The following is a 26607-nucleotide window of genomic DNA, read 5'->3' on the forward strand; positions in this document are numbered from 1 at the left end:
TTGTTTACGATACTTTGATTGCAAAATCAGGGCATCTCAGCTCGCACTGCATGCACTTGATGCAGGCCTCAAGGTTCTTGACGCTTGCCACAAAGCCCTTCATTTCCAAGACCTTGGTGGGGCAGAATTCCACACAGATGTGGCACCCCTTGCAGTACTTCTCGATGATCTCGATGTTCGCCGGTGTTTTCTCCATCAACGTAGCTCCTTTGACAAATTGCCCTCGCAGGCTGTGCAAATTGTGGGGTTATAACACATAGTGTTTACAAAATGCAAGTGCTCGGATTTTGGCCCAAACGGTATGTTTTTGTAAAAAGGGGGTAGAGAGGGGAAACCTCCCTACCCCCTGGTAGTACCACGTAAGCTGCCTGTTACTTCATGGAACCAACGAGTTCCTTGACGGCGGCAACCGACTTGTCCATCATGGCCTGCTCTTCGGCATCCAGTTCGAACTCGAGGATCGCCTCGACACCGTTCTCACCCAGGACGCAGGGAACGCCGACGTAGAAGCCTTTCACGCCGAACTCGCCGTTGAGGTATGCGCAGGTCGGCAGAACGCGCTTCTGGTCCTTGAGGATGGACTCAGCCATGCAGATGGCGGAGGAAGCCGGGGAGTAGAATGCGGAACCGGTTTTGAGCAGTGCGACAACCTCGCCGCCTGCACCGCGGGTCCTCTTTACCATGGCGTCCATGACTTCCTTGGCCTTGGCCTTGTCCTTGTATTTCTTCTCGAGCAGTTCCATGACCGGGATGCCGTTCACGGAGGCGTAGCGCACCAGCGGCACCATGTCGTCGCCGTGGCCGCCCAGGGTCATCGCGTTCACGTCCTTCACGGAAACACCCAGCTCCCAAGCGATGAAGGTTTTGAAGCGTGCGGAGTCGAGGACGCCGGCCTGACCGATGACGCGGTTGTAGGGGAAGCCGGTGATCTTCTGGCACAGGGTCACCATCGCGTCGAGCGGGTTGGAGATGACGATGACGAAGGAATTCGGTGCGTGGGCTTTGATCCCTTCCGCGACGGAGGTCATGATCTTGGAGTTAACCTCGATCAGGTCGTCACGGCTCATGCCCGGTTTGCGCGGCAGACCTGCGGTAACGATGACCACGTCGGCGCCCTGGATGTCCTCGTAGCTGTTGGTCCCTTTCAGGCAGCAGTCGAAGCCGTCTACCGAGCCAACCTCGGCGATGTCCAGCATTTTACCCTGCGGCAGGCCTTCCACGATGTCGAACATTACCACGTCACCCAGTTCGCGCAGAGCTGCAAGCTGAGCAAGTACGCCGCCAATCTGACCACCACCGATAAGTGCGATTTTCTTACGTGCCATGTTTTGTTCCTCCGTTAATTAAATGTGATGTCTGTCGTACACGGAAAACTACTGTTTACGCTTCTTAGACGATAGAGTCAATGATGGCGTTCAGGGTTGCGCTCGGACGCATGGCCGCTTCGGTCTTAGCATCGTCCGGGTGGTAGTAGCCGCCCATGTCGACCGGCTTGCCCTGGGCGCCGATAAGCTCGGCGTTGATCTTCTCTTCGTTGTCCTGCAGCGCCTTGGCGACCTTGGCGAACTTGGCGGCGAGGTCGGTGTCCTTGGTCTGGGCGGCAATGGCCTCGGCCCAGTACATGGCCAGGTAGAAGTGGCTGCCACGGTTGTCGATCTGGCCGACCTTACGTGCCGGGTTCTTGTTCTGATCCAGGAACTTGGTGTTGGCGACGTCGAGGGTCTCGGCGAGGAGCGCAGCCTTCTCGTTCTTGAAGGTTGCTGCCAGGTGCTCGAGGGAAACGGCCAGGGCCAGGAACTCGCCCAGGGAATCCCAGCGCAGGTACCCTTCCTGCTGGAACTGCTGCACGTGCTTCGGAGCGGAGCCGCCCGCACCGGTCTCGAAGAGGCCGCCGCCCGCCAGAAGCGGAACGATGGAGAGCATCTTCGCGGAGGTGCCGAGCTCGAGGATCGGGAACAGGTCGGTGAGGTAATCCCTGAGGGCATTGCCGGTGACGGTGATGGTGTCCTTGCCTGCCTTGGCCCTGGGGAGAGTGAACTTCATCGCCTCGACCGGGGACATGATGTGCAGCTCAAGCCCGGTGGTGTCGTGGTCCTTGAGGTAGGTGTTCACCTTCTCGATCATCTGTGCGTCGTGGGCGCGGTTCTTGTCGAGCCAGAACACGGCCGGTGCGCCGGTTGCGCGGGCGCGGCTAACGGCAAGCTTGACCCAGTCGCGGATCGGGAGATCCTTCGCCTGGCAGCCGCGCCAGATGTCGCCCTGCTCGACCTGATGCTGGATCAGCACTTCGCCGGAAGCGTCAACAACACGCATGGTGCCGTTGAGCGGTGCAACGAAGGTCTTGTCGTGGGAGCCGTACTCCTCGGCCTTCTGTGCCATGAGGCCGACGTTGGAGGTGGCGCCCATGGTGGTCGGGTCGAACTGGCCGTTCTTCTTGCAGAAATCGATGCACTCCTGGTACCACTCGGAGTAGCTGGTGTCCGGGATGGTGCACTTCACGTCGGCGAGCTTGCCGTCCGGGCCCCACATCTTGCCGGAGTCGCGGATCACGACCGGCATGGAGGCGTCGATGATGATGTCGTTGGAGGCGTGCAGGTTGGTGATCCCTTTGTCGGAATCGACCATGGCCAGCGGCGGCTGCTTGGCGTAGGTGGCCTGGATGTCGGCCTCGATCTCGGCCTTCTTGGCGGCCGGGAGTTTCTCGAGTTTCTTGTAGAGGTCGCCAAGGCCCAGGTCGGCGTTGACGCCGATTTCCTTGAAGGTCGCCTCGTGCTTCTCGAAGACGTCCTTGAAGTAGACGGAGACGAAGTGGCCGAAGATGACCGGGTCGGAGATCTTCATCATGGTGGCCTTCAGGTGCACGGAGAAGAGGATCCCCTTGGCCTTGGCGTCGTCGATCTGCTCCTGGATGAACTTCCTGAGAGCACGGACGTTCATGAAGGAGCCGTCCAGCACCTCGCCAGCCTGCAGCGGAAGCTTCTCCTTGAGCACGGTGACGTTGCCGAGGTTGTCCACGAACTCGATCTTGGCGGTGGTGGCCTCTTTCAGGGTCACCGACTTCTCGGAGTGATAGAAGTCGCCAGCGCTCATGTTGGAGACGTGGCTCTTGGAATCGGAGGACCAGGCGCCCATCTTGTGCGGGTGCTTCTTGGCGTATTCCTTGACGGCCTTGGCGACGCGGCGGTCGGAGTTGCCTTCCCTGAGAACCGGGTTGACGGCGGAACCGAGCACCTTGGCGAAACGGGCTGCCAGGGCCTTCTCCTCGTCGGTTTTGGGCTCTTCCGGGTAGTTGGGGATGTTGTACCCCTGGCTCTGCAGCTCGGCGATGGCCGCTTTCAACTGCGGGATGGAGGCGGAGACGTTGGGGAGCTTGATGATGTTGGCTTCCAGCTTCTGGGTCAGCTCACCCAGGTAGGCCAGTTCGTCGGCGATCCTCTGCTCCGGGGTCAGGTTCTCCGGGAAGTTCGCGATGATCCTGCCAGCCAGGGAGATGTCCCTGGTCTCTACCTCGACGCCGGCCGCCTTGGTGAAGGCGTTGACGATGGGGAGCAGGGAGTAGGTTGCCAGTGCGGGGGCCTCGTCGATCTTGGTCCAAACGATCTTAGTCTGTGTTGTCATGATCTCTCCTTGGGTTTTATACGAAGCACGAATACAAAATGATGGGAATGGCTACGCCGCCATCGCCCGACATGGTGTTTTATTAGCCTGCGGGAGCCCGTCAACAACCTGCCGCCTACCCCCCGCGAGGGGCCATTGCGGCGACTCTCGAAATATATAAAGGATTATGGGATGTTAGCAGGATAAGCTGGGATTTCAAATTTTGTATACAGTATACAAAACGTTTTTCACTGTCAAGGGAAAATCTGGGTGAATATGGTGAGGATTCAAATGAGGGAGGAAGCGGTGGGCAACGGGGCGCCGGCGGGGAGAAAGCCGGCAGCAAGCGGGAAAAAACCACGCTAAAACGCGCAGCGGTGCAAAATCATACGGGAAAAACGGAGGTGGGCGCCGGGACGCCGGGGGGGGTGGGTGGTGCCCCGGGAAGAGCCCCTCCCCCTGCCCCGCAAGGAATCGAGGCCGGGACGCCGTCTCGACAAAATACCGTTCAAAAATACTGTCTAACGGAACGGACAGGCGTCAGTGCAGCGGGTGGTCCTGGGCGTAGCGGCGGGCCTCGGCGAAATCGTCGCGCCCGGCGTTCCTGGGAACGCGCAGCACCTGGCCCGGCCAGATGTGCTTGGGATCGCGGATCTGGTCCCGGTTGGCCCGGTAGATCAGGGGCCAGAGGTTGCGGTCCCCGTAGACCTCGGAACGGGAGGCGATCAGCGGCAGAGACTCGCCACGACGGACGGTCCAGGAGGCGACCTGCACGGGCTCCTTCACCACCGGCCGGGCCTTGCGCCGTTCCGCCTCGGCGGCTTCGCGCTGCGCCTTCTCGGCGGCCTGCGCCTTGGCCAGGCGTTCCTCCTCCAGTCGAGCCAGCCGCTCCAGCTCGGCCCGGCGACGCTCCTCGGCCAGACGCGCAGCCTCGGCGAGCCGCCGCGCCTTTTCGGCGGCGACCTCCTGCTCGAGGAGTTCCCCCTTCAGCACCGTGAGCTGAAAGTAGCGGTCGGCCTCCTCCTGCTCGCTCTCCATCAGGTAGGCGTCCCCCTTGAGGAACGCCTGCAGCACGCTCGCGTACTCGGCCGGGCGCAGCCGCTCTCCCCCTTCGAGTTTGAGCTGGTCCAGCTTGGCGGCGGCCTCATCGCGAAACCGCGGCGGCTGCGTTGCGCAGGCCGCCGCGGTTACGAGGAGCAGCAAGGTAATGAAACGGGCGAGAAGCCTCAAAAGAGCGGACTCCCCTACTGTTTTGCGGCGAGACGGATACCCAGGTCGCGCAGCTGCAGCGTGTCGACGCCCGAGGGGGCCTCGGACATGAGGCAGGCCCCTTTCTGGGTTTTCGGGAAGGCGATGACGTCGCGGATGGAGTCGGAACCGGTGATCAGCATCATGAGGCGGTCCAGACCGAAGGCGATGCCGCCGTGCGGCGGGGTGCCGTACTCGAGGGCGTCGAGGAGGAAGCCGAACTTGCCGCGCGCGCTTTCCTCGGAAAGCCCCAGCATCTTGAACATGAGGGACTGCACCTCTTCCTGGTGGATCCTGATGGAGCCGCCGCCGATCTCGTTACCGTTCAGGACCAGGTCGTAGGCCTTGGCGCGGCAGCGGCCGGGGTCGCTCTCCACGTACTGCAGGTCCTCGTCCATGGGCGCGGTGAACGGGTGGTGCACGGCGGCCCAGCGCTTCTCCTCCTCGTCCCACTCGAGCAGCGGGAAGTCGGTGATCCAGACGAAGCGGAACACGTTCGGGTCGGTGAGCCCCATCTTGGCGGCCAGGTGGTTCCTGAGCTTGCCGAGGGAGTCATTGACCACCTTGGGCTTGTCGGCCACGAACAGGAGCAGGTCCCCTTCCTTGGCGTCGAAGGCCTTATCCATGGTGGCGATCTCTTCCGGGGTGAAGAACTTGGCGATCGGGGACTGCCACCCTTCCGCGGTCATCTTCACGTAGGCGAGGCCCTTGGCGCCGTAGATCTTGGCGAACTCGGTGAGGTCGTCGATCTCCTTGCGGCTCATGGCGCCGGCGCCCTTCACGTTGATACCCTTGACGATGCCGCCACCCTTGACCACGTCGGCGAACACCTTGAAGCCGGACTCCTTGACGATGTCGGAGAGCTCGACCAGCTCGAGGCCGAAGCGCAGGTCCGGGTTGTCCACGCCGAAGCGGCGGATCGCCTCCTGGTAGGTCATCCTCTGGATCGGGAGCTCGACCTTGACGCCGCGCGCCTCGGAGAAGATGCGGGCCATGAGCCCTTCCATGACGGTGATGATGTCTTCGCGGTCGATGAAGGACATCTCGCAGTCGATCTGGGTGAACTCGGGCTGGCGGTCGGCGCGCAGGTCCTCGTCGCGGAAGCAGCGCACGATCTGGAAGTAGCGGTCGAAGCCGGAAACCATGAGGATCTGCTTGAAGAGCTGCGGGGACTGCGGCAGGGCGTAGAACTCACCCTTGTTGATGCGCGAGGGAACCAGGAAGTCGCGGGCGCCCTCGGGGGTGGACTTGGTGAGGAACGGGGTCTCCAGCTCCAGGAACCCGTTGTCGGTCAGGTAGGAGCGGGTGAGCTGGGCCACCTTGGAGCGCAGGATCAGGTTCTGCTGCAGCTGCCCGGTCCTGAGGTCGAGGTAGCGGTACTTGAGGCGGATGTTCTCGTTGACGTCGACGAAACCGTCCAGGGTGAAGGGGAGCGCCTTGGAGGGGTTCAGGAGCTTGCACTCCTTGACCAGCACCTCGACCTCGCCGGTCTTCATCTTCGGGTTCACGGTCCCTTCCGGACGCGCCGCCACGGTACCCTTGATGGCGAGCACGAACTCGTTCCTGGCGGTCTCGGCCTTGGCGTGCGCCTCGGCGTTTCTTTCCGGGTCGAAGACCACCTGGGCGACGCCGTCCCTGTCGCGCAGGTCAACGAAGATGAGCCCGCCGTGGTCGCGCCGCTTGGCTACCCATCCCATCAGGACCACGTCCTGACCGATGTGCTCGGCCCGCAACTCGCCGCAATAACTGGTTCTCTTCCAATCGCCCAGAAAATCTATCATGTAAACCCTCCTTGGTTTTATCTGCAGGGAACTAAATCGCGTAACTATAACCAAAAACAATTTTTGCTTCAACCAAAAAGCACCCCCGCGCGGGGATCGGGCGGAGCCCCGCCCGCCGCGGCCGGTGCGGCCGGCGCGGACGACGGAGGCAAAAAAGGCCCGGCAGAGTGCTCTACCGGGCCTTGGGTTCCAGGGCTGGAGTTCTATTCCGATCCGCGCATGGAGACGTAGGCGGAGCAGCGCTTCTGAGCGAAATCAAGGTGCTCCAGCATGGCGTCGCGGGCGCCGTCGGCGTTGCGGTCCCGGATCATCTCGTAGATCTTCAGGTGGTGGTTGTACAGGAGCCGCTGGTCCTCCTCGGTGAGGTAGACGGCGCGCCAGACGTCGCGCTGGAATTCCTGCATCGCCTCGAAGATGCTCTGCATCATGTGCGACCAGACCACGTTGTGGGTGGCTCGGGCCACCAGCATGTGGAAGTGGGCGTCGAAGTCCTCGGAGTGCTGGAGCTCATCGAGGTTCTTCCTCATACCCTCGATGACGGCCTCGAGGCGCCGGATATCCTCGGGGAGCGCCCGGGTCGCCGCGTACCAGGCGGTCCAGGACTCCATCCCCTTGCGCACCTCGATTACATCGAGGGCGCGGTCGCCGTCGATGCGGATCAGCTCGGTGAGCGGCATGGCGGCCGAGTTCTCAACCAGGGAACGGACCAGCGTCCCTCCCCCCTGGTAGGTTTCGACCAGTCCCGACGAGGTGAGAATGTTGAGCGCCTCGCGCACCGACGGGCGGGAAACGCCGAACAGCTCGGCCAGTTCGCGCTCAGGGGGGAGCTTCTCCCCCGGGTTGAATTCGCCCGCCAAAATCGAGCTGCGGATCTGTTCGGCGATCTGCGTCGATACCTTTTTCGGTTTAATCGGCGTAAATTTCATGAAGGCACCGATACTACATTAGAGTGGCTAAAGCAACAAAATTTTTAGGGTCTGGCCGCGCCAACCGCGTCAATTTGACGCACACGTCAATTCCGTTTCGACCTGCCGCGCCGCTTCGGTTCACGCATTGAGACTCATCTGCAGCAGCTCGGTCAGGTGGATCACCTTGACCGGCGGTGTGGCCTCGGTAAGCGCCTTTTTCAACTGCAACAGGCAGCCGGGGTTGCTGGTGACCAGGTAATCGGCCCCGCTCTTCTGGACGTTCTGCACCTTGCGCGAGAGCACCCGGTCCGACATCTCCGGTTTCTCGATGTTGTAGGTGCCGGCCGACCCGCAGCAGGCGTCCGCCTCGGGGAGCTCGCGGAAGTCGATGCCGGGGATCAGGTTGATCAGGGCGCGGGGCTGGCTGCGGATCCCCTGGCAGTGGGCGATGTGGCACGGGTCGTGGTAGGTCACCTTGAGCGGCAGGGGCTTCAGTTTGTTTTTCAAGGTCGCGGCCTCGGTTGCCAGTATCTCGGAGATGTCCCGCACCTTGGTGCTGAAGGCGGTGGCGGCTGTCTCGCCGTCCAGATGATGGCCGTACTTCTTCAATTCGGCGCCGCAGCCGCCGCAGTCGGTGACCACGAAGTCGAGCTCCTGGGACTGAAACAGGTCGGTGTTGAAGCGCGCCGCCTCCTTGAGGCCGTCGATGTCATGCCCGAGCATGTTCGGCGCGCCGCAGCATTTCTGGTCCTTGGGGGTGACCACCTTGTAGCCCAGGGCGGAGAGGAGCTCGACGGTGGCGAGGCTCGCCTCGCTGAAGATGAGGCTCATGACGCACCCGAGGAAAAAGCCCACCGTCCCCTTCTGCTCGCCGACCGCGGGGGTCACCTCGCTGATGGTCTGACGCAGCGGGGCGTCGGGAAGCTTCGGCAGCAGCCCCTCCATCCTCCCCAGCGCCGCGGGGAACACCTTCAAAAGCCCGAGCGAGCGCACCACCTTCTGCAGGCCCGTGCGCTGGTAGAGCCTCAGCGGCGCCGTGGCCGCCTCCAGGCGGTCCGGGTGCGGAACCAGCTTCCTGAGAATCAGGTCCTCCATGGTGGAGAGCCCCTGTTCCTGCTTTCTTTCGCAGCGGAATTCGGCCACCAGTTCCCCCGCGTTGACGCCGCAGGGGCAGGCGGAGGCGCAGGCCTGGCAATCCAGGCAGAGGGAGACGTATTCCAGAAACTTCTCGCTCTCCACCAGTTCCCCCTCCTGGAACTTGCGCACCAGCGCCACGCGGCCGCGCGGCGAGGCGGTCTCCAGGAAGGACTCCTTGTAGGTCGGGCAGTGCGGCAGGCACATGCCGCAGCGCATGCAGTTGATGAGTTTGACGTAATCCATGATGGCCTCTTTCTTTTTCTGATCGGTCGGACTGATCTGACAGATCCTGCTGAGTCCGCGGTTCGGCGGGCCTAGAAAATCTTCCCGGGGTTCAGGATGCCCCTGGGGTCAAAGGCGCCCTTGATGCCGCGCATGACGCGCAGACCCGACTCACCCACCAGTTTGGGAAGGTACTTTTTCTTGGCCACACCGACACCGTGCTCGCCGGTGATGGTCCCCCCCATGGCGATGGTCGCCTCGAAGATCTCGCCAAAGGCCAGGTGCGCCCTCCTGATCTCGTCGGGGTTCCTCTCGTCGGTGAGACAGGTGGGGTGCAGGTTGCCGTCCCCGGCGTGGCCGAAGGTCCCAATTAGCAGGTCGTACTTCTTGGCGGTGTCCTGGATCAGCTTCACCATGGGAGCGATGCAGCTCCTCGGTACGGTGGCATCTTCGAGGATGGTGGTGGGACGGACCCGGGCCAGGGCGGAGAGCGCCACACGGCGTGCGGTGGCGAGCTTCAAGGCCTCCTCGGGACTGGCCGCGGTCTGGAAGAAGGAGCAGTGGTGCCGCTCGCAGATGTCACGGATGCCGGCGGCGTCCTCCTCGACCTGGGCGGGATGCCCGTCCACCTCGATGAGGAGCACGGCGTCCACGTCCAACGGCAGCCCGACGTGGGCGTAGTCCTCCACACACTTGATGGTGGTGCGGTCCAGGAACTCAAGCGTCGCCGGGATGATGCGCGCCGCGATGATGTGGGACACGGTGAGCGCGGCCTGCTCCAACTGCGGGAAATGAACCAGCATGGTCTTCTTCGCCTGCGGCTTGGGGATGAGCTTAACGGTGACCTCGGTGAAGATGCCGAGGGTCCCTTCCGAGGAAACGAGGAGCTGGTTCAGGTTGTAGCCCGCCACGTCCTTGACCACCTTGCCGCCGGTCTTCAGCACCTCGCCATCGGCCAGGATGGTCTTCAGCCCCATGACGTAATCGTCGGTGACCCCGTACTTGAGGCCCCTGAGACCGCCGGAGTTCTCGGCGACGTTCCCCCCCATGGTGGAGATGTTCATGCTGCCGGGGTCGGGGGGATAGAAAAGCCCCTTCGCCTCCACCTCGCGATGCAACGTCGAGGTGATCACACCGGTCTCCACCGTCGCGGTCAGGTTCTCTTCGTCGATCTCGAGAATCCGGTTCATCCTGCTGGTCTGCAGCACGACGCCCGCGTCGAACGAGATCGACCCGCCGGAGAGGTTGGTGCCGGAGCCGCGCGGAGTGACGCGCACGCCGGCGCCGTTGCACAGCGCCAGCACCTTTGATATTTCCTCGGCTGTTCCGGGGAGGACAACCGCGCCCGGGCGGCTTTGCAGTTCGGGGGTCGAGTCGTAGCCGTAGCAGGCGAGTGATTCAGGGTCGGAAAGGGTATGTTGCTCCCCCACTATCTCCGAGAGCGCTTTTATGAAGCTCGTTTCCATGACGAATAGTTCCTTTCTTGGCTAAGTGAATGGTCCGTGGCCACTGTGCCGCTACTGCAGGAACAGGGGCAGATAGTACGGTGCTGCCAGTGCGGTGAAAACGGCGGCGATGGCCATGGCCACCCCGCCCATGGCGCCGGCGGTCTCGCTCTCCAGAAGCGCCACCGCGGTCCCCTGCCCGTGCGAGACGGTCCCCAGGGCCAGTCCGCGGGCAACCTGGCTGCGCACCCGGCACAGGGAGAGCAGCGACGGCCCCATGATGGACCCGATCATGCCGGTGGCGACCACGAAGGCGGCGGTCAGGCTCGCGTCCCCGCCGGCAAGCCGGGAGATCTCCACCGCGATCGGCACGGTGACCGACTTGGGGCCCAGGGAGATGAGCACGAGGGGGTCGATCTTCAAGAGACGACCCGCCGCGAGGGCGGCCGCCATGGTGGCCAGCGAACCAGCCATCACCCCGACCAGTACCGGCAGCAGGTGCGCTGCCAGCACCTTCCGGTTGTGGTACAGCGGCAGCGCCAGCGCCACGGTGGCCGGGCCGAGCAGGTAGGTCATGACCTCCGTGGCGGGGCGGTAGTCGTCGAGCCCCAGGCCGGTGCCCTTGAGCACCGCTATGATGGCCACCGTGCTCAGGAAAACCGGGTTCAAAAGCGGGTGCCGGTAGGTGATGAAGAGCTTGCGGGTCGCCAGGTAGCTGGTCACGGTAAGGACGACGAAGAAGGTGAACAAGAGGACGCCGCTCACCGCTCCCTCCTTTGCTGCAGCAGTTGCACCGTGGCTCCGGTGACCGCGACACCGACCACGGCGCTAGCGAAGAGAATTACCAGCAGTTCCAGCCCGCTTTGCCGCATCAGACCGCCGAAGGAGATGAGCCCGACCGAGATCGGGATGAAGAAGAAGGCGAAGTGCTTGAGCAGGAACCCGCTGCCGGTCTCGATAAGAACAGGCTTCACGATGCCGCTGGCAAGGAGAGCGAACATGATCAGCATCCCGGCGACATTGCCCGGCAGGGAGAGGTGCAGCGCGCCGACCAGCAACACGCCGCAGCGAAATACCAGCCACAGGAGCACGATCTGCCAGCAGATGTCGAACAGCTTTCTTGCCATGAGCCTGCACCGCTCTGCCCTGCCCTCCTCTCTGGTTCGGGGAGGGGCAGGTGCGCTTGAAAAAAAAGGGACGCTTCTGGAGGTGTCGTCGGCAGCCCGGTGAATCCCCCCCCGGGCTGCCGCTTCAAGGGTCACGCTACTACGGAATCATCCAGGGAAAGACGTAGGCCTGCAGCGCGACGATGATGCCCATGACCGTGGTCAGGAACAAGGCGTGCTTCAGGGTGAAGCGGAACAGGTTCCCCTCTTCGCCGACGAGGCCAGTGGCGGCACAGGCGACGGCGATGGACTGCGGGGAGATCATCTTGCCCATGACGCCGCCGCTGGTATTGGCGGCGCCGGTCAGGAGCGGGTTCATGCCGAGCTGCTCGGCGGTCACCTTCTGCAGACCGCCGAAGAGGACGTTACTGGAGGTATCCGAGCCGGTGAGGAACACGCCCAGCATGCCGAGGAACGGGGAGAGGAACGGGAATGCGGCGCCGGCCTTGGTGAAGGAGATACCCATGCTGGTGGTCATGCCGGAGGCGTTCATGACGAAGGCGAGACCGACCACGGAGGCGACGGTGACCGCGGGCCAGCGCATGTCGTACAGGGTCTTGCCGAGCACCTGGATGAAGGCGCCGACGCCGACGCCGCAGATGAGCGCCGAGATGATGGCCGCGATCAGGATGGCGGTGCCTGCCGCGGACATGAAGTTGAAGGTGAACTTGGCGGCAACCTTGGCCGGGAGTTGGTCGGTGACCGCTTTATCCAGCGCCTTGAACTGCGCCTTGTCCACCGCTTTCGCCTCGACCAGCTCCTTCTCGACCTTTTGCAGGTCTTTCTGCTTCTTGTCGACGGCGTCGTAGGCGGCGAGCCGCTCGGCTGTAACTACCGGTTTGCCGGCCGGGAGAGCCTGCTCCACCACCAGCACCTTATCCTCGAGCGCCTGCAGCTCGGTCAGGCCGACGGCCAGGGCGGCCTGCTTGGGGTCAGCCGGGGAGAGCAGCGCCGCCTGCTTGGCAGCTTCCGCTTTCACCGCGGCGACCTTCTTGATGCCGTCCTCCGGCTTGGAAACCTTCTTCACGATGGCGTTGTCGAGCCCCGCGACCGGAATGACGACCTTGCTCTTGTCCAAAGAGGTCTTGACCGACGGGATGCCCCAGACCAGCACCATGATGGTGAGCACCAGGTAGGGAGCCCAGGCGCGGAACACCTCGGCGCCGGTGTAGTCGTGGCGTTCCTTGCCGCTGAACTCCGGCTCGTGGTCAAAGGTCCAGACCGTCGCCGGCTGCCAGAACTTGAGCAGGATGACCAGGGCGGCCAGGGTCAAAAGGGAGGCGGTGACGTCGGGGAGGTAAGGGCCGAGGTAGCTCGCCGTGCCCCACTGCGCGAAGGCGAAGGTCACGCCGCAGACGATGATGGCGGGGAGCACCTCGATGGTCTTTTTCCAGCCGACCATGATCATGATGACGTAGAACGGAATGAACACCGAGATGAAGGGAAGCTGGCGCCCCACCATGGTGGAGAGCTTCATGAGCCCGGCGTCGTCGTACCCCATGACGCCCGCCAGGGCGACAACCGGGATACCGATGGCGCCGAAGGCGACCGGAGCGGTGTTGGCGATGAGACAGACTCCCGCCGCATAGAAGGGGCGGAAACCGAGGCCGACCAGCGTGGCACCGGCGATAGCCACCGGGGTGCCAAAGCCGGCCGCACCCTCGATGAAGGCGCCGAAGCAGAAAGCGATCAGCAGGGCCTGCAGACGGCGGTCACCGGTGAGACCGGCCAACGAGGCACGGATGACCTCGAACTGCCCCCCCTTGACCGTGATGTTGTAGAGGAGAATGGTGGTCACCACGATATAGAAGACGGGGAAAAGGCCGAAGGCGGCGCCGTGCAGGGTGGCGAGACCCGCGAGTTTCGCCGGCATCTGCCACACGAAGATGGCGATGGCGATGGCGGAGGCAACCGCCAGCGGGCCCGCCTTGTGCGCCTTCATCTTGAAGACGGCCAGACAGACGAAGATGACGACGAGGGGGATGGCGGCAACCAGCGCGGACATCGCGAGGCTTCCCGCAACGGGGGTGTAGCTCTGAATCCATGGCATGACTGTAGTTCTCCTTTGGTTCGTGATGCTGGTATGGGCGGCAAAAGATGGCTATCTACAATGAAATCGAATAGGTTCGAAACGGCCCGCTGCGAACTGACGCCCACGGCCTGACATGCGGAGAACTGGGCAATCAAACCAAGTTATACATTTTGGTAAGGCCAATTAACCACCTTTTCATAACAGTGTCAAGTTATTTTGCATACGCTATATAAATAGCTTTACTCATGCGGGTTTTTGGACTACGATATTTTGGCCTTATGGTAATATCTTTTTCATCATATACTTGGAACCCGATTCACCGAACGAACGTATGACACAGAAATGGAACGGGTTCCGGGGAATTTAAAACAGCTTTACCCTGATCAAACGACTGGCTCTCATGAGGCGATGGGCGGTGCGGCGGGTAATGCCAACAGCGATGGAGGAAGAACAGCATGTACGAGCAATTCAAGGCCAGGGCAGTCGGGGTCGGGGCGGAAGTGCACCGGGTCGGCACCTGCAGTGACGCGGTCGAATTCGTCCTCTCCTTTTTAAAACAGGAAGGGGTTGCCGAAACTCCCGGCAGCTACGCTGTTTGGGCCAAGGGCCCGTTTCTGGAGACGGTGGGCCAGGAGACGCTGGCGGGGGTTGCCGGTCTGGGCTTCGAGGTGACCAGGGAGCGCGCGGCACAGGCCAAGGTAGGCATCAGCGACATGTCCTTCGCCGTGGCCGACACCGGCTCGCTCGTGCAGGACCAGGCGGCGGCGGACCAGCGGCTCGCCTCCGCGTTGACCGGCATCCACATCGCGCTGGTACCTTCGGCGAATATCGTCCCGGACAAGGCGTCACTCTTCAGCCGCATCAATCCCACGAACAGCCGCTACATCGCCTTCATCACCGGGCCCAGTCGCACCGCGGACATCGAGCGCGTCCTCACCATCGGCGTGCACGGGCCGGAGCGGCTGATCATACTGTTCGTCGACGAGCTGGGAGGGGAGAAGCGATGAAACGTGAATTCAAGGCATCAATAAACAGGGCTTTGAACGACGCCAACCTCACCGGCGCGCTCGGCAAGTTTTCTGAAGCCTACAAGGTGAACCGCACCAAGGCCTACGAGGGGATCGATTTCGAGGAGCTGCGCGGCCGCATCGCCGAGGCCAAGTCGGCCGCCGCCTGCCACCTTGACGAGGTGGCGGAGACCTTCCGCAAGAGCGCCGAGGCCCTGGGGGCGAAGGTGTTCCGCACCCGCGATCCGGAAGAGGTGAAACAGTACATACTCCAGGTGGCGCGTGACAACGGCGTGCAGAACGTGGTGAAGTCGAAGTCGATGGCCACCGAGGAGATCCACCTGAACAAGGCACTGGTGGAGCAGGGGATTTCCGTTGCCGAGACAGACCTCGGTGAATGGATCATCCAGCTTGCCGGGCAGACCCCGTCCCATATGGTGATGCCCGCCATCCACATGACCAAGGAGGAGGTCGCCGAGATCTTCAGCAAGGAAGTCGACGAGCGTCTCGACACCGATATTCCGCGCCTGGTCAAGGTCGCCCGCAACGAACTGCGCCCAAAATTCCTGGCCGCCGACATGGGCATCTCCGGCGCCAACATTGCCGTCGCCGAGACCGGCAGCATCGTGCTGGTGACCAACGAGGGGAATGCCCGGCTGGTTACCACCCTCCCCCGCATCCATGTCGCGCTGGTCGGCGTCGAGAAGCTGGTCGAAAAGTTCGAGACGGTGGTCCCGATCCTCGACGCGCTCCCCAGGAGCGCCACCGCGCAACTCCTCACCAGCTACGTCTCCATCATCTCGGGCCCCACACCCAACGACGACGGCTCACTAAAGGATCTGCACATCATCCTGATGGACAACCAGCGTACCGACATGGCCAAGGATCCCAAGTTCAAGCAGGCCCTGCAGTGTATCCGCTGCGGCTCCTGCCTCAACGTCTGTCCCATCTTCCGCCTCGTGGGCGGACACGTCTTCGGCAAGGTCTACACCGGAGGCATCGGCACCATCCTCACCGCCTGGTTCGACGAGCTGAAGAAGTCCGAGGAGATCCAGGGACTGTGCATCCAGTGCGGTAACTGCACCCAGGTCTGCCCGGGCAAGCTGGACATCCCGGAGATGATCATGGAGATCCGGCGCCGTCTGGTACTGGAAAAGGGACAGCCCCTGGTGCAGAAGGCGATCTTCAGCGTGGTCAACAACAGGAAACTCTTCCACGGCATGCTGCGCGCCGCCTCGGTCGCGGGCAAGCCTTTTACCTCCGGCAAATTCATCCGTCACCTGCCGCTGTTTCTTTCCGAGCTCACCGACGGGCGCAGCCTCCCGGCCATCGCCGACAAGCCCTTCCGCGACCTCTACTCAGGGATCGAGCAGCCCAAGGGTAAGGAAAAGGCGATCTTCTACGCCGGCTGCCTGATCGACTTCGCCTACCCCGAGACAGGGGTCGCGCTGGTCAAACTGCTCAACAAGGCGGGGATCGAGGTGGTGTTCCCCGAGGACCAGACCTGCTGCGGCGCACCGGCTCTCTACAGCGGTGCCTACGAGGTCGCGGCCCAAAACGCCGCCGACAACATCGCGGCGCTCCTGGCGCAGGACGCCCAGTACGTGGTTTCCGCCTGCCCCACTTGTACCGTGGCGCTTGCCCACGACTTTGCCAAGACGCTGGATGCGGTCGGGCGGACCGAGTGGCTGTACAAGGCGAAGCAACTGTCCGACAAGACCATCGACCTTTCAACACTCGTGAAGCGCCTGGTGGACGAGGGGCGCCTGAGCTTCCAGGAAGGGGCCGAACTGGAAAAGATCACCTACCACGATTCCTGCCACCTGAAGAGGACGCTCAAGGTGTCGGAAGAGCCGCGCGAGTTACTGCGGCAGGTGGGCTATGAGCTTGAGGAGATGTTCGAATGCGACATGTGCTGCGGCATGGGGGGCTCCTACTCAATGAAGCTGCCCGAAATCTCCGCGCCGATACTGAAAAGGAAGCTGAAGAACATCAAGGATACCGGGGTGCAACTGGTCGCGATGGACTGCCCGGGATGCGTGCTGCAGATAAGCGGCGGGTTCGACCAGGACGGCGCTCCGGTGCGGGTGAAGCACACGGCCGAACTGCTGGCGGAGCGGCTCAAGGATTGATGTTGAAGTTCCCCTCTCCCGCCTCCGGGCCGGTACCTACAGTGGGCAAGCCCTGAGGGAGAGGGGACTAGCGCAAGATCACGGCTGACCACAAAAGGAAAAGCCGCTCGGAAGAGCGGCTTTTCTCTTTGCAGCTGACTACTCACCACATCCTTGTTACGCCTTCAGTTTGGCAGCCTCCGGTTTGCCAAAGAGCGCCTTCACCGCGCCGATTACCAGCATGGCTGCAGGAACCATCTGGCCCGCGACGATGACGGCGGCAAAGCCCATGAAAGCCCAGACAAGGATGCCAGGCTCGTCCGCCTGCGCACCGTTGGCGGCAAAAGCCGACGTTGCCGATGCGACTGTTGCGATGATCGAGGTAATAGGTGCTCTCGCTTTCATGACATCCTCCTTTTAGGATCGGTCGTTAGCCTGCACGACTCATGAAAAGCATCAAGCGTGCCAGATCCAGGAAAGCCGCCACCCTCACACGTAACATTCCGAAACTACAGTGATTTCTCAGGAGAAGCAGACAGCCCCGCTCTCAGCGGGCGCTGCCGATAGTATGTTTTTTTCATACACCCCGGCACCCGTTTCCCTGCACGCTTCCCCAATCTCGCTGGCAACCCCCCGAAATCACGGACGCAATTTCTGTTTTCGAGGGTGTATAACCGCCGCATGCGCCCGCTGTTCAACCTTGAAACGAGCAGGGGCCCCTCCTTCCGGAGACGCCCCTGTTTCGAACACCACCGATGATCAGGTCGTTACTTCGCCTTGGTCATCTCGACCTCGATGTTGATCTTCACCTCGTCGCCAACCGCGACGCCTCCCGCTTCCAGCATCTTGTTCCAGGTGAGGCCGAAATCCTTCCTGTTGATAGTGGCGCTCGCCGCGGCACCGCGTCGCATGGTCCCCATCGGGTCCTTGACCTCAGGAGAGAGGCCCTCCACGTCGAGCACCACCGACTTGGTCACCCCGTGCAGGGTCAGATCGCCGAGGACCTTGAAATTGCCCCCGCTTCCCTTGGTGATCCGCGTGGAGACGAAGGTCATGGTCGGGTACTTGGCCACGTCCAGAAAGTCTGGGCTCTTCAGATGGGCATCGCGCTTGGCAACCCCGGTGTCGATGGACGTGGTATCGATGGTCGCCGTGACCGACGACTTGGCGAGATCTCTGTCATCGATGTTGACTATCCCCGACACCTTGCCGAACACCCCTTTCACGTTGGAGACCATCAGGTGGCGGACCTTGAAGCCTATGCTGCTGTGGTCGGGATCGATGTTCCAGGTTGCGGCCGAGGCGAGGACGGGTGCTGCGAATAGAAACGCCACCGTGAACAAACCGGCCACGCGGGCTGAGGTAAATCTGATCATGGCTTTCCTCCTCTGTGTCACTTGGTCAATTCCAAACGACAGTATGATTGCAACAACACCCCAATAATACCATTAAGGTCCGGTTTGTCGACAAAAGGAATGCGCCTGATGGAGTGGAGACGGCCGCGAGCCGCTCACGTGTGGGGGATGTTTCGGAGGGTGCACCAAGCGGTAACGGCACGACTGCGGAAAAGTGTTTTGGGACAGGGTGAGGGGGCAGACTCCGCCAGTGCTGGAGGACTGCCCCCCGGCCAATGTCGAGGAGACCGGGGCTACGCGTTGGCGCCCCTTCTTTCGACACCGGCGTACGGCTCGCGGCGCGGGGTACGAACGGGGTCGACGCCGATGCGAACCCAGCCCGTCCTACGCCGGAAGCTCGATATGGTGCCGGACTGGATCAGGGTCTCCAGCATAAAGTCTTTGACGTAGTCGTACTTGTTGTCGTCGTAGCTCACCTGAATAAGCATTACGTCCTCCACAGCTCGAGATGGATGCCGCCATCTGTTTCGGAAACGGCACGGGGACCTGATCGCATCGACGTCAGAGCTTAACACAGGCTACTGAAAATGTCCAAATGTTAAGCCGTTGCCAATACCAGCCTCGCCGAGCCCGCACCATCCCTGAAACAGTAACAGGGGAAAACCATTGGTTTTCCCCTGTACTTTATCGACAACGAGATATCGAACTTTAATAAAAGCTGAACTATTCCCCGAGGTATGTGTAGGACTGCAGCGTCTTGTCCAGAAGCTCCAGGAAGTGGCTGCTCTCCTCGATGGATACCTTCTGCAGCGAGACGTCCTTCTCCAGGTTGTTGCGGACCCGCTTCAGTATCTCCTGTGCGTCGTACTGCACGTACTTCAGGCTCTCCCAGGTGGCATCGCCGGTGATGACCGTGTCGATCTTGTAGTTGGTCTTCTTGTTGAAGGTGATGTGCACCGCGTTGGTATCGCCGAACAGGTTGTGCATGTCGCCCAGGATCTCCTGGTAGGCGCCGATCAGGAAGAAGCCGATGTAGTACTGCTCGTCCCCCTTGATCTTGTGCAGCGGCAGCGCCTTGGTCCTGCCGTTCTCGCCCACGAAGCTCGTGATCTCGCCGTCCGAGTCGCAGGTGATGTCGGCGATCGACGCCAGGACGTCCGGCTTCTCGTCCAGGCGCTGGATAGGGACGATCGGGAAGAGCTGGTCGATGGCCCACGAGTCCGGGATGGACTGGAACAGCGAGAAGTTGGCGAAGTAGGTCTGCCTGAGGCTCAACTGGAAGTTCTGCAGCTCGTCCGGGATGGGCTTCATCTTGTCCACGATGGAGTTGATCTTCCTGATGATCTTCGAGTAGATCCATTCCGCGTTGGCGCGCTCGGCCATGTTCAGGTAGCCCAGGTTGAAGAGGCTCACCGACTCCTGGATCAGTTGGATGGTGTCGTGGTAGTCCTCGCGCAGGGAGTGCTTGTCGATGCTCTTGTAGATATCGACCAGCTTCTTGACCGTCGGGGAGAGTTTCTCGGTCTCGGTCAGGATGAACTCGAAATCCGGCATGAGCGTCTGGGTGTTGTTGTTGAGAACGTCGGTCACCAGCACCGAGTAGTGCGCGACGGTGGCGCGGCCGGACTCTGAGATGATGTTCGGGCAAGGGACGCCGGCGTCGTCACAGATGTTCTTCACCTGGTAGATGACGTCGTTGGCGTACTCCTCGAGCGAGTAGTTGACGCTGGAGAAGTAGCTCGACTTGGAGCCGTCGTAGTCGACGCCGAGACCGCCGCCGATGTCCAGGAACTCGAGGTCGACGCCGAGTTTCCTCATCTCCGCGTAAATCCTGGTCCCCTCGATGAGCGCGTTCTTGATCTTGTCGATCTTGGTGATCTGGCTCCCCACGTGGAAGTGGAGCAGTTTCACCGTGTTCAGCATGTCGTTCTCGCGCAGCATGTCGATTGCCGCGATGATCTCGGAGATGCGCAGGCCGAACTTGGCGTCCTCGCCGCCGGAGGTGGACCACTTGCCGATCCCCTTGGAGGAGAGCTTGACGCGGATGCCGAGCTTCGGCGTGATGCCGGTGCGCTTGGCGACCTCGACGATCTTCTCCAGCTCGAACAGCTTCTCCACCACGATGGTGATGTCGTAGCCGACGCGGGTGGCGAAGAGCACGGTCTCGATGAACTCGGTGTCCTTGTAGCCGTTGCAGATGATGGGGAGGTTGCTCCCGGTCACCATGGAGATGGCCGCCACCAGCTCGGGCTTGGAGCCGACCTCGAGGCCGATGTTGTACTTCTTGCCGAAGTTGGCGATCGCCTCGACCACCTGGCGCTGCTGGTTCACCTTGATCGGGTAGAAGGTCTGGTACTTGGCCGGGTAGCTGTTATCGTGAATGGCGTTTTTGAACACGCGGCTGATGGAGGCGATACGCCCCTCCAGGATGTTCATGAAACGCAGGAGGATCGGGGGCTTGATCTTTCTCTTGATCAGGTCGTCGACCAGCACCTTCAGATCGATGGAATATTTCGAATTAGGAGTCGGATGCACGCAGACGTTACCCTTCTTGTTGACGGAGAAGAGTTCCGCGCCCCAGTTATCGATGTTGTAGATCTTGGAGGAATCGTTGATGGTCCATTTAGCCATGTTCAGTTCACCATGTTCAGCAAAGTGGGATGTTGACAGTCATCACGACAGACGGTTCTTGAAATCTTCATAGCCGAAGCTGCGCACGACGCGCAATTCCCCGGTCTGCGGCTCATAGGTACAGATATGCGGCAGTTGAATGCCGTTGAACGTGGTCGTCTTGACCATGGTGTAGTGCGACATGTCCAGGAAGGCGAGCTTCTCCCCCGGGACCAGCTCGTGGTCGAAGGACCAGTCGCCGATGACGTCGCCGGCCAAGCACGACGGGCCGCCCAGGCGGTAGTCGTGCGCCTTCTCTCCCGGCAGGTAGCCGTCCTGGATCTCGGGACGGTAGGGCATCTCCAGGATGTCGGGCATGTGGCAGGTGGCCGAGACGTCCAGGATGGCGATGTCCGCCTCGTTGTGCACCACGTCGAGCACCTCGGAGACCAGGATGCCGGTGCCGATGGCGATCGCCTCACCCGGCTCGAGGTAGACCTCGAGGTCGTACTTCTCGCGGTAGTAGCGCACCAGCTCCACCAGGGCGTCGATGTCGTACCCATCGCGAGTGATGTGGTGCCCGCCCCCAAGGTTCAGCCATTTCATCTGGGGCAGGAACGCGCCGAAGTTCTCCTCGAAGACCTTGGAGGTGCGCTCCAGGGGCTCGAAGAGCTGTTCGCACAAGGTGTGGAAATGGAGCCCCTCCACGCCGGCGAGCGACGTGCCGTCGAACTCGGAGCGCAGGATGCCCAGGCGCGATTTGGGCGCAGCCGGGTCGTAGATCGGCGTGTGCCCCTCGGAATGCCCCGGGTTCACCCGGAGCCCGATGGAGACGCGGCCGGCGTACTTTTCCCACATGGGGCGGAAGCGCTCCAGCTGGTTGAAGGAGTTGAACACAAGGTGGTTCGAGGTGGTGAGGAGCTCCGCCACGTCGCTTTCCTTGAAGGCGGCGGAGAAGCTGTGCACCTCCTTGCCGAATTCCTCGCGACCAAGGCGCGCCTCCCAGGGCGAACTGGCGCAGATCCCGTGCAGCGTCTGCGCGATGATCGGGAAGACGCTCCACATGGAGAACGCCTTCAGCGCCAAAAGGATCTTGGCGCCGCTGCGCTTTTGCACCTCGTCGAGTATGGTCAAATTGTGGCGCAGCCGCCCCAGGTCGACCACGAAGGCCGGCGAGGGCGCGAGCCGCGTCATCTCTTCTACGTGCAGTTTGGTCACTTACAGTTCCGCCCAGTCGCCACCGTCGACTACCACGGTGGGAAGGCCCATGGGGCCCAGTTGCTCGATAAACGGCTCCGGATCGAACTGCTCCATGTTGTACACGCCTTCGCCGCGCCACTTGCCGGTCAGCATCATGATGGCGCCCACCACGGCCGGAACGCCGGTGGTGTAGCTGATGGCCTGGCTCTTCACCTCGCGGTAGCACGCCTCGTGGTCGCAGATGTTGTAGATGTAGACCTGCTTCCTCTTGCCGTCCTTGATGCCGCGGGCGATGACGCCGATGCAGGTGCGCCCCTTGGTGAGCGGACCAAGGCTCCCCGGGTCCGGCAGCACCGCTTTCAAAAACTGCAGCGGTACGATCTTCTGCCCGTTGAACTCTACCTCGTCGATGCGGGTCATGCCGACGTTCTGCAGCACCTCGAGGTGCTTTAGGTAGTTGTCGGAGAAGGTCATCCAGAACTGCGCCTTCTTGATGGTCGGGATGTGCTTCACCAGCGACTCCATCTCCTCATGGTACATGCGGTAGATGTTCATCGGGCCGATGCCGTCCGGAAAGTCGAAGACGCGCTTGGTGGCCAGCGGCGAGGTCTCGACCCAGTCGCCGTTCTCCCAGTGACGGCAGGGAGCGGTCACTTCGCGGATGTTGATCTCCGGGTTGAAGTTGGTGGCGAAGGGCTGGCCGTGGTTGCCCGCGTTGGCGTCGATGATGTCGATCTCGTGCACCTCGTCCAGGTAGTTCTTGGCGGCAAGTGCGGTGTAGACGTTGGTGACGCCCGGGTCGAAGCCGGAGCCGAGCAGTGCCATCAGCCCCTTTTCCTTGAAGCGGTCCTGGTAGGCCCACTGCCAGCTGTACTCGAACTTGGCGGTGTCCAGCGGTTCGTAGTTGGCGGTATCGAGGTAGTCAACGCCGCAGGCCAGGCAGGCGTCCATGATGGTCAGGTCCTGGTACGGCAGCGCCACGTTGATGACGAGCTTGGGCTGCTCGCGCTTGATCAGTTCGATCAGCTCCGGCACGTTGTCGGCGTTCACCTGGGCGGTGCCGATCGGGAACTCTATCTGGTCCGCGATGGCGCGGCACTTGGATTCGGTGCGGGAAGCGAGGGTAATGGCGGTGATCACGCCGGTTGCCTGGGCACACTTATGGGTAACAACCCCGCCTACGCCGCCTGCCCCGATAATCAATACTTTGCTCATTTGACTAGCTCTCCTTCTTATCAATAGTAAAACGTTGGGGGTGTCACAACCCAGAGCAGCTTCGCCGCGCTCTTTCCTACATTCTTGACTGCATGTTTGCGGTCCGAGGAGAAGTAGAAGCATTCACCCTTGTCCACCGTGTACAGCTTGTCGTCCAACCGTAACTGCACCTTGCCGGAAATGACGAAACCGAACTCCTCGCCCTCGTGGATGGGCTGTTCGTCCATCTCGCCGCCAGGATCGAGCGTCACCAGCACCGGGTCCATCTCACGGTTCTGCGCGCCCGGCACCAGGAGTTCCACCTTGACGTTGTCGCCGTCGTCCGTCGCCTGCACCCGGGCATCTTTTCCGAACACGATGTCCTGGTCGACTTCCTCGCTGAAGAACTCCTGCATGCTGATGCCGAGGACGTCGACGATGTCCTTCAGCGTCGCGATGGACGGTGACGTCGCATCGTTCTCCAGCTGCGAAATGAAGCCCTTGGTCAGATCGGCGCGGCTGGCCAGCTCTTCCTGAGTGAGCGAATTGGCCATCCTGAGCCTCTTCAACCTCTCACCGATTTTCAAGTGTCCCCCCCGGTTTAGTAACAGTAAACCTTTTGTATTTTGGCAATGTATTGCGTTGCCCGAATTTTGTCAACAAAAAGTTTAGTAATGGTATACTTCCTGTTTAACATTTAACACTCATTAATGTTGTAGTTTTTGCAACACATCAATATTGCATGGGTTTACGCTGCAGGTGCCGCGCAAACACCGTATACGGATCATGCGCCATGACCCGCCCGACAACGGAAGCGCCGCGACCGAAGAAGGCGCACGGCCTCCCGGATGCCGTCGTCCATCGGCGCTCCGCGCCCCCGTAGAAGCCGGGCGTAACGTATACCGATCCACCCTAACTAGCTGTTGAGCCGTGACTTTTTTTGTGTTACTACTCGTTGACCGGCCCCCTTACCTCTCCTTGGCCGAGGCAAACTCCAGACAGAGGAAACAGCATGAACCTTTTAGATGGCAAGAAATGCGCTGACAGCCTGATCGCCGGCATCGCGAAGCAGGTCGCGCGCCACGTGGACGCGGGGCTCAGGAAACCGCACATGACGGTGATCCTGGTCGGCCACCACGCCCCCAGTGAGTCCTACGTCAAATCCAAAATCACCACCTGCTCGCTCTCGGGCTTCGACAGCAACCTGGTCCGTCTCCCCGAGACGGTCACCGAGAAGGAGTTGCTGGCCCTGATCGCCGAAATCAACGAGGACAACTCCACCGACGGCGTCATTGTGCAGCTTCCGCTCCCCAAGCAGATCAACGCCCAGCGCGTCATCAACGCCATCTCACCCGACAAGGACATCGACGGCTTCCACCCCACCAACTTCGGGCGCATGGCCCTTGGACAGAAGGCGTTCCGCCCCGCGACAGCCTACGGCATCTGCAAGCTGCTGCAGTTCTACCAGGTGCCGGTGGCGGGCAAGCACTGCGTGGTCATCGGGCGCTCCAACATCGTGGGCAAGCCGATCTCCATCATGCTCTCCAACGACTTCGACATCGGCAACGCGACAGTGACCCTGACCCACATCGAGACGCCGCGGGAGCTGCTGCTGGACGAGACACGGCGGGCCGATATCGTCATCGTCGCCGTCGGCATCCCCGGCTTCGTCACGCCGGACATGGTGCGGGATGGCGTTACCCTCATCGACGTGGGCATCAACCGCCTGGAGAACGGCAAGCTGGTCGGCGACGTCGCCTTCGATGCCGTCGCCCCCAAGTGCGAGTGGATCACCCCCGTTCCCGGTGGCGTCGGCCGCATGACCGTGGCCGCGCTCATGATCAACACGCTCGCCGCCTACCAGAACAACTTCGAGTTGGCTTAAAACAGGTTCTACGTTCTACGTTCTAAGTTCTACGTTAAAACCTAAACTAAATAAGAAAAGGGTCCCGGCATTTCTGCCAGGACCCTTTTTCTGTTACAGCGCTGAGCACTGTTTCCTTATCTTGCCGTATCCCTTTTATCCCCTTTATCCCTGTTAATCGCCTTAGAGAATGAACTGGGAGATGGTGTAGGCGACCACGGTGGAGACCCCCACGCCGATCAGGCCCGGGATCATGAAGCTGTGGTTCAAGAGGTACTTGCCGATCCTGGTGGTGCCGGTGCGGTCCATGTTGATGGCGGCCAGGTCGCTCGGGTAGAAGGCGAAGAAAAAGTAGGCGTAGCTGGCCGGCATCAGCCCCAGCAGCAGCGGGATGGGAAGACCAAGAGCAAGCCCCAGCGGCAAGGTGATGGCAAGGGTGGCCGCCTGGCTCTTGACGAAAGCGGAGATGCAGAAGGTGGCGATGGCGAAGGTCCAGGGTGCCATCTTGACCATGATGCCGATGTTGTCGACCAGGTACTTCTTGTTGGCGCTGATGAAGGTATCGCTCATCCAGGCGATGCCGAAGATGGAGACGACCGCGATCATGCCGGCGATGAAGACGCTGGAATGGGCGATGTCCTTCGCTTTGACCTTGGCGGCGAAGAGGATGAAAGCGCCGTAGGCGAGCATGACGAACTGAACCACGGTGGTCATCGGGACCGGCTTCTTGTCGGCGGCCAACGGAAGGAGCCAGGGGCAGCTCGCCATCACGATGATGGTGCCGACGCCGGCAAAGAAGAGCGCGACGGATACCTTGGCGACGGTGGAGATCTTCTTGTCCAGGGTGGTCACATCGGCATCGAGTCCCTTGCGGAATTCGGGATCCTGCAGACGGGCCTGGAATTCGGCGTCCTTGTCGAGGTCGAGGCCGCGGTTGAAGCTCCAGGCCGCGGCGGCCAGCACACCGATGATGCCGGCGGGCATGGTGACCGAGATGATGTCGACCAGCGTGACGGGGTGCCCGGCCTTGGAGGCGAAGCCGAGGAAGAAGGTGACCGCGGCCGCCACCGGACTTGCCGTGATCCCCATCTGGGAGGCGACGCTGGAGATGGCCATGGGGCGCTCGGGGCGGATCTTCGTCTTGATGGCGACGTCCGAGATGACCGGCAAGAGGGCGTAGACGGCGTGGCCGGTGCCGCAACAGACCGTCAGGAAGAAGGTCGAAAGCGGGGCCAGGATGGTGACGTACTTGGGATGGGCGCGCAGCAGCTTCTCGGTCAGCTGCACCAGGTAGTCGAGGCCGCCCGCCACCTGGAGTGTCGCCGAAGCGGTCACCACGGCGAGGATGATAAGCATGACGGCGATGGGGGGCTCGGAAGGGGCACTGCGGAAACCGAGCACCAGCACCGACACGCCGAGGCCGCCGATGAGGCCGAGCGCCACGCCGCCTTTGCGGATGCCTACCAGCACCGCGCCAAGTACGAGTATGAATTGGATCCAGAACATCGCTGCCATGACTTCCTCCTATGTTGCTCTTGGTTAGCTTTGGCGAGGTCGTGCCTCGCGTCGTTATTTAACCGTAGTAGAGCAGGCATGATGCCAAGATGCGCGCTTTATGTAAGACCTTGAAATCACATACAATATCTCTTGCGAAACTGGAACCGGAAAACAAAAATGCCATAACCGGAGGCTATGGCATTTCATCTGCGCAGCGACAAACACTTATGTAA

General features: G+C 61.5%; 22 protein-coding genes. 3 read left to right on the forward strand and 19 right to left on the reverse strand.

What is annotated here, in order from left to right:
• Window positions 1–4: 4 nt before the first annotated feature.
• The 11 genes from KOL99_RS08215 to KOL99_RS08265 form a co-directional block, all read right to left on the reverse strand.
• The gene (locus tag KOL99_RS08215) at window positions 5–196 is read right to left on the reverse strand and encodes a 4Fe-4S binding protein (RefSeq protein WP_129126504.1); all 192 of its coding nucleotides are present in this window, start codon (window positions 194–196) and stop codon (window positions 5–7) included.
• A gap of 175 nt (window positions 197–371) precedes the next feature.
• Window positions 372–1325, reverse strand: a complete 954-nt coding sequence (gene mdh, locus KOL99_RS08220; RefSeq protein ID WP_216500652.1) for a malate dehydrogenase — start codon at window positions 1323–1325, stop codon at window positions 372–374.
• A gap of 64 nt (window positions 1326–1389) precedes the next feature.
• Complete coding sequence (locus KOL99_RS08225) at window positions 1390–3618, reverse strand: NADP-dependent isocitrate dehydrogenase (protein ID WP_216509976.1); 2229 nt, start codon at window positions 3616–3618, stop codon at window positions 1390–1392.
• Window positions 3619–4137: 519 nt separating this feature from the next.
• Entirely contained in the window at window positions 4138–4827 is a 690-nt protein-coding gene (locus tag KOL99_RS08230; RefSeq protein WP_216509977.1) for a LysM peptidoglycan-binding domain-containing protein, read from the reverse strand.
• A gap of 14 nt (window positions 4828–4841) precedes the next feature.
• A complete protein-coding gene (aspS, locus tag KOL99_RS08235) occupies window positions 4842–6626 on the reverse strand; it encodes an aspartate--tRNA ligase (protein WP_216509978.1) in 1785 nt (594 codons plus the stop codon).
• Between the two features lie 203 nt (window positions 6627–6829).
• A complete protein-coding gene (locus tag KOL99_RS08240) occupies window positions 6830–7552 on the reverse strand; it encodes a FadR/GntR family transcriptional regulator (RefSeq protein ID WP_216509979.1) in 723 nt (240 codons plus the stop codon).
• 120 nt (window positions 7553–7672) lie between these two features.
• A complete protein-coding gene (locus KOL99_RS08245) occupies window positions 7673–8914 on the reverse strand; it encodes a (Fe-S)-binding protein (RefSeq protein WP_216509980.1) in 1242 nt (413 codons plus the stop codon).
• Between the two features lie 71 nt (window positions 8915–8985).
• The gene (locus KOL99_RS08250; RefSeq protein ID WP_216509981.1) at window positions 8986–10359 is read right to left on the reverse strand and encodes an FAD-binding oxidoreductase; all 1374 of its coding nucleotides are present in this window, start codon (window positions 10357–10359) and stop codon (window positions 8986–8988) included.
• Between the two features lie 51 nt (window positions 10360–10410).
• Window positions 10411–11103 carry an LrgB family protein gene (locus KOL99_RS08255; protein ID WP_216509982.1) on the reverse strand — a complete coding sequence of 231 codons (693 nt, stop codon included), beginning with the start codon at window positions 11101–11103 and terminating at the stop codon, window positions 10411–10413.
• Window positions 11100–11465 carry a CidA/LrgA family protein gene (locus KOL99_RS08260; protein ID WP_216509983.1) on the reverse strand — a complete coding sequence of 122 codons (366 nt, stop codon included), beginning with the start codon at window positions 11463–11465 and terminating at the stop codon, window positions 11100–11102. Before KOL99_RS08260 ends, KOL99_RS08255 begins: the two co-directional genes overlap by 4 nt.
• Before the next feature lie 139 nt (window positions 11466–11604).
• Window positions 11605–13554, reverse strand: a complete 1950-nt coding sequence (locus tag KOL99_RS08265; protein ID WP_216509984.1) for an L-lactate permease — start codon at window positions 13552–13554, stop codon at window positions 11605–11607.
• 437 nt (window positions 13555–13991) lie between these two features.
• Here KOL99_RS08265 and KOL99_RS08270 point away from each other — a divergent pair, with 437 nt between their 5' ends.
• Both KOL99_RS08270 and ldhH read left to right on the forward strand, forming a co-directional pair.
• The gene (locus KOL99_RS08270) at window positions 13992–14543 is read left to right on the forward strand and encodes a LutC/YkgG family protein (protein ID WP_216509985.1); all 552 of its coding nucleotides are present in this window, start codon (window positions 13992–13994) and stop codon (window positions 14541–14543) included.
• The gene (ldhH, locus tag KOL99_RS08275; protein WP_216509986.1) at window positions 14540–16675 is read left to right on the forward strand and encodes an L-lactate dehydrogenase (quinone) large subunit LdhH; all 2136 of its coding nucleotides are present in this window, start codon (window positions 14540–14542) and stop codon (window positions 16673–16675) included. The genes KOL99_RS08270 and ldhH overlap by 4 nt, the downstream gene beginning before the upstream one ends.
• Before the next feature lie 156 nt (window positions 16676–16831).
• Here ldhH and KOL99_RS08280 read toward each other — a convergent pair whose 3' ends face one another.
• The 7 genes from KOL99_RS08280 to KOL99_RS08310 form a co-directional block, all read right to left on the reverse strand.
• Window positions 16832–17059, reverse strand: coding sequence for a hypothetical protein (locus tag KOL99_RS08280; protein ID WP_216509987.1), 228 nt, complete (start codon window positions 17057–17059; stop codon window positions 16832–16834).
• Between the two features lie 362 nt (window positions 17060–17421).
• Window positions 17422–18030, reverse strand: coding sequence for a YceI family protein (locus KOL99_RS08285; protein ID WP_216509988.1), 609 nt, complete (start codon window positions 18028–18030; stop codon window positions 17422–17424).
• Window positions 18031–18302: 272 nt separating this feature from the next.
• The gene (locus KOL99_RS08290; protein ID WP_216509989.1) at window positions 18303–18497 is read right to left on the reverse strand and encodes a GSU3473 family protein; all 195 of its coding nucleotides are present in this window, start codon (window positions 18495–18497) and stop codon (window positions 18303–18305) included.
• A 235-nt stretch (window positions 18498–18732) separates the two neighbouring features.
• A complete protein-coding gene (gene speA, locus KOL99_RS08295; RefSeq protein WP_216509990.1) occupies window positions 18733–20640 on the reverse strand; it encodes a biosynthetic arginine decarboxylase in 1908 nt (635 codons plus the stop codon).
• A 42-nt stretch (window positions 20641–20682) separates the two neighbouring features.
• On the reverse strand, window positions 20683–21813 hold the full coding sequence (nspC, locus tag KOL99_RS08300) for a carboxynorspermidine decarboxylase (RefSeq protein WP_236026011.1): 1131 nt from the start codon (window positions 21811–21813) through the stop codon (window positions 20683–20685).
• A gap of 24 nt (window positions 21814–21837) precedes the next feature.
• A complete protein-coding gene (locus KOL99_RS08305; protein ID WP_216509992.1) occupies window positions 21838–23034 on the reverse strand; it encodes a saccharopine dehydrogenase family protein in 1197 nt (398 codons plus the stop codon).
• 20 nt (window positions 23035–23054) lie between these two features.
• Window positions 23055–23600 (reverse strand): helix-turn-helix domain-containing protein, encoded by a 546-nt coding sequence (locus tag KOL99_RS08310; RefSeq protein ID WP_183348805.1) that lies wholly within the window; start codon window positions 23598–23600, stop codon window positions 23055–23057.
• 425 nt (window positions 23601–24025) lie between these two features.
• Between KOL99_RS08310 and KOL99_RS08315 the strand changes: the two genes are divergently transcribed.
• The gene (locus KOL99_RS08315) at window positions 24026–24898 is read left to right on the forward strand and encodes a bifunctional 5,10-methylenetetrahydrofolate dehydrogenase/5,10-methenyltetrahydrofolate cyclohydrolase (protein ID WP_216509993.1); all 873 of its coding nucleotides are present in this window, start codon (window positions 24026–24028) and stop codon (window positions 24896–24898) included.
• A 162-nt stretch (window positions 24899–25060) separates the two neighbouring features.
• Here KOL99_RS08315 and KOL99_RS08320 read toward each other — a convergent pair whose 3' ends face one another.
• On the reverse strand, window positions 25061–26392 hold the full coding sequence (locus tag KOL99_RS08320; protein ID WP_216509994.1) for an anaerobic C4-dicarboxylate transporter: 1332 nt from the start codon (window positions 26390–26392) through the stop codon (window positions 25061–25063).
• Window positions 26393–26607: the final 215 nt, after the last annotated feature.

It is taken from the genome of Geomonas azotofigens (assembly GCF_018919395.1).
GTDB classification, from domain to species: Bacteria; Desulfobacterota; Desulfuromonadia; order Geobacterales; family Geobacteraceae; genus Geomonas; species Geomonas azotofigens.

Excerpts from the sequence above, each read along its gene's own strand:
- KOL99_RS08265 (WP_216509984.1), bottom strand. The coding sequence starts at position 13,554 with ATGCCATGGATTCAGAGCTACACCCCCGTTGCGGGAAGCCTCGCGATG.
- ldhH (WP_216509986.1), top strand. The coding sequence starts at position 14,540 with ATGAAACGTGAATTCAAGGCATCAATAAACAGGGCTTTGAACGACGCC.
- KOL99_RS08280 (WP_216509987.1), bottom strand. The coding sequence starts at position 17,059 with ATGAAAGCGAGAGCACCTATTACCTCGATCATCGCAACAGTCGCATCG.
- KOL99_RS08315 (WP_216509993.1), top strand. The coding sequence starts at position 24,026 with ATGAACCTTTTAGATGGCAAGAAATGCGCTGACAGCCTGATCGCCGGC.
- KOL99_RS08250 (WP_216509981.1), bottom strand. The coding sequence starts at position 10,359 with ATGGAAACGAGCTTCATAAAAGCGCTCTCGGAGATAGTGGGGGAGCAA.
- mdh (WP_216500652.1), bottom strand. The coding sequence starts at position 1,325 with ATGGCACGTAAGAAAATCGCACTTATCGGTGGTGGTCAGATTGGCGGC.
- aspS (WP_216509978.1), bottom strand. The coding sequence starts at position 6,626 with ATGATAGATTTTCTGGGCGATTGGAAGAGAACCAGTTATTGCGGCGAG.
- KOL99_RS08225 (WP_216509976.1), bottom strand. The coding sequence starts at position 3,618 with ATGACAACACAGACTAAGATCGTTTGGACCAAGATCGACGAGGCCCCC.
- KOL99_RS08240 (WP_216509979.1), bottom strand. The coding sequence starts at position 7,552 with ATGAAATTTACGCCGATTAAACCGAAAAAGGTATCGACGCAGATCGCC.
- KOL99_RS08305 (WP_216509992.1), bottom strand. The coding sequence starts at position 23,034 with ATGAGCAAAGTATTGATTATCGGGGCAGGCGGCGTAGGCGGGGTTGTT.
- KOL99_RS08270 (WP_216509985.1), top strand. The coding sequence starts at position 13,992 with ATGTACGAGCAATTCAAGGCCAGGGCAGTCGGGGTCGGGGCGGAAGTG.
- KOL99_RS08260 (WP_216509983.1), bottom strand. The coding sequence starts at position 11,465 with ATGGCAAGAAAGCTGTTCGACATCTGCTGGCAGATCGTGCTCCTGTGG.
- KOL99_RS08215 (WP_129126504.1), bottom strand. The coding sequence starts at position 196 with ATGGAGAAAACACCGGCGAACATCGAGATCATCGAGAAGTACTGCAAG.
- speA (WP_216509990.1), bottom strand. The coding sequence starts at position 20,640 with ATGGCTAAATGGACCATCAACGATTCCTCCAAGATCTACAACATCGAT.
- KOL99_RS08285 (WP_216509988.1), bottom strand. The coding sequence starts at position 18,030 with ATGATCAGATTTACCTCAGCCCGCGTGGCCGGTTTGTTCACGGTGGCG.
- KOL99_RS08245 (WP_216509980.1), bottom strand. The coding sequence starts at position 8,914 with ATGGATTACGTCAAACTCATCAACTGCATGCGCTGCGGCATGTGCCTG.
- KOL99_RS08320 (WP_216509994.1), bottom strand. The coding sequence starts at position 26,392 with ATGGCAGCGATGTTCTGGATCCAATTCATACTCGTACTTGGCGCGGTG.
- KOL99_RS08290 (WP_216509989.1), bottom strand. The coding sequence starts at position 18,497 with ATGCTTATTCAGGTGAGCTACGACGACAACAAGTACGACTACGTCAAA.
- nspC (WP_236026011.1), bottom strand. The coding sequence starts at position 21,813 with ATGACGCGGCTCGCGCCCTCGCCGGCCTTCGTGGTCGACCTGGGGCGG.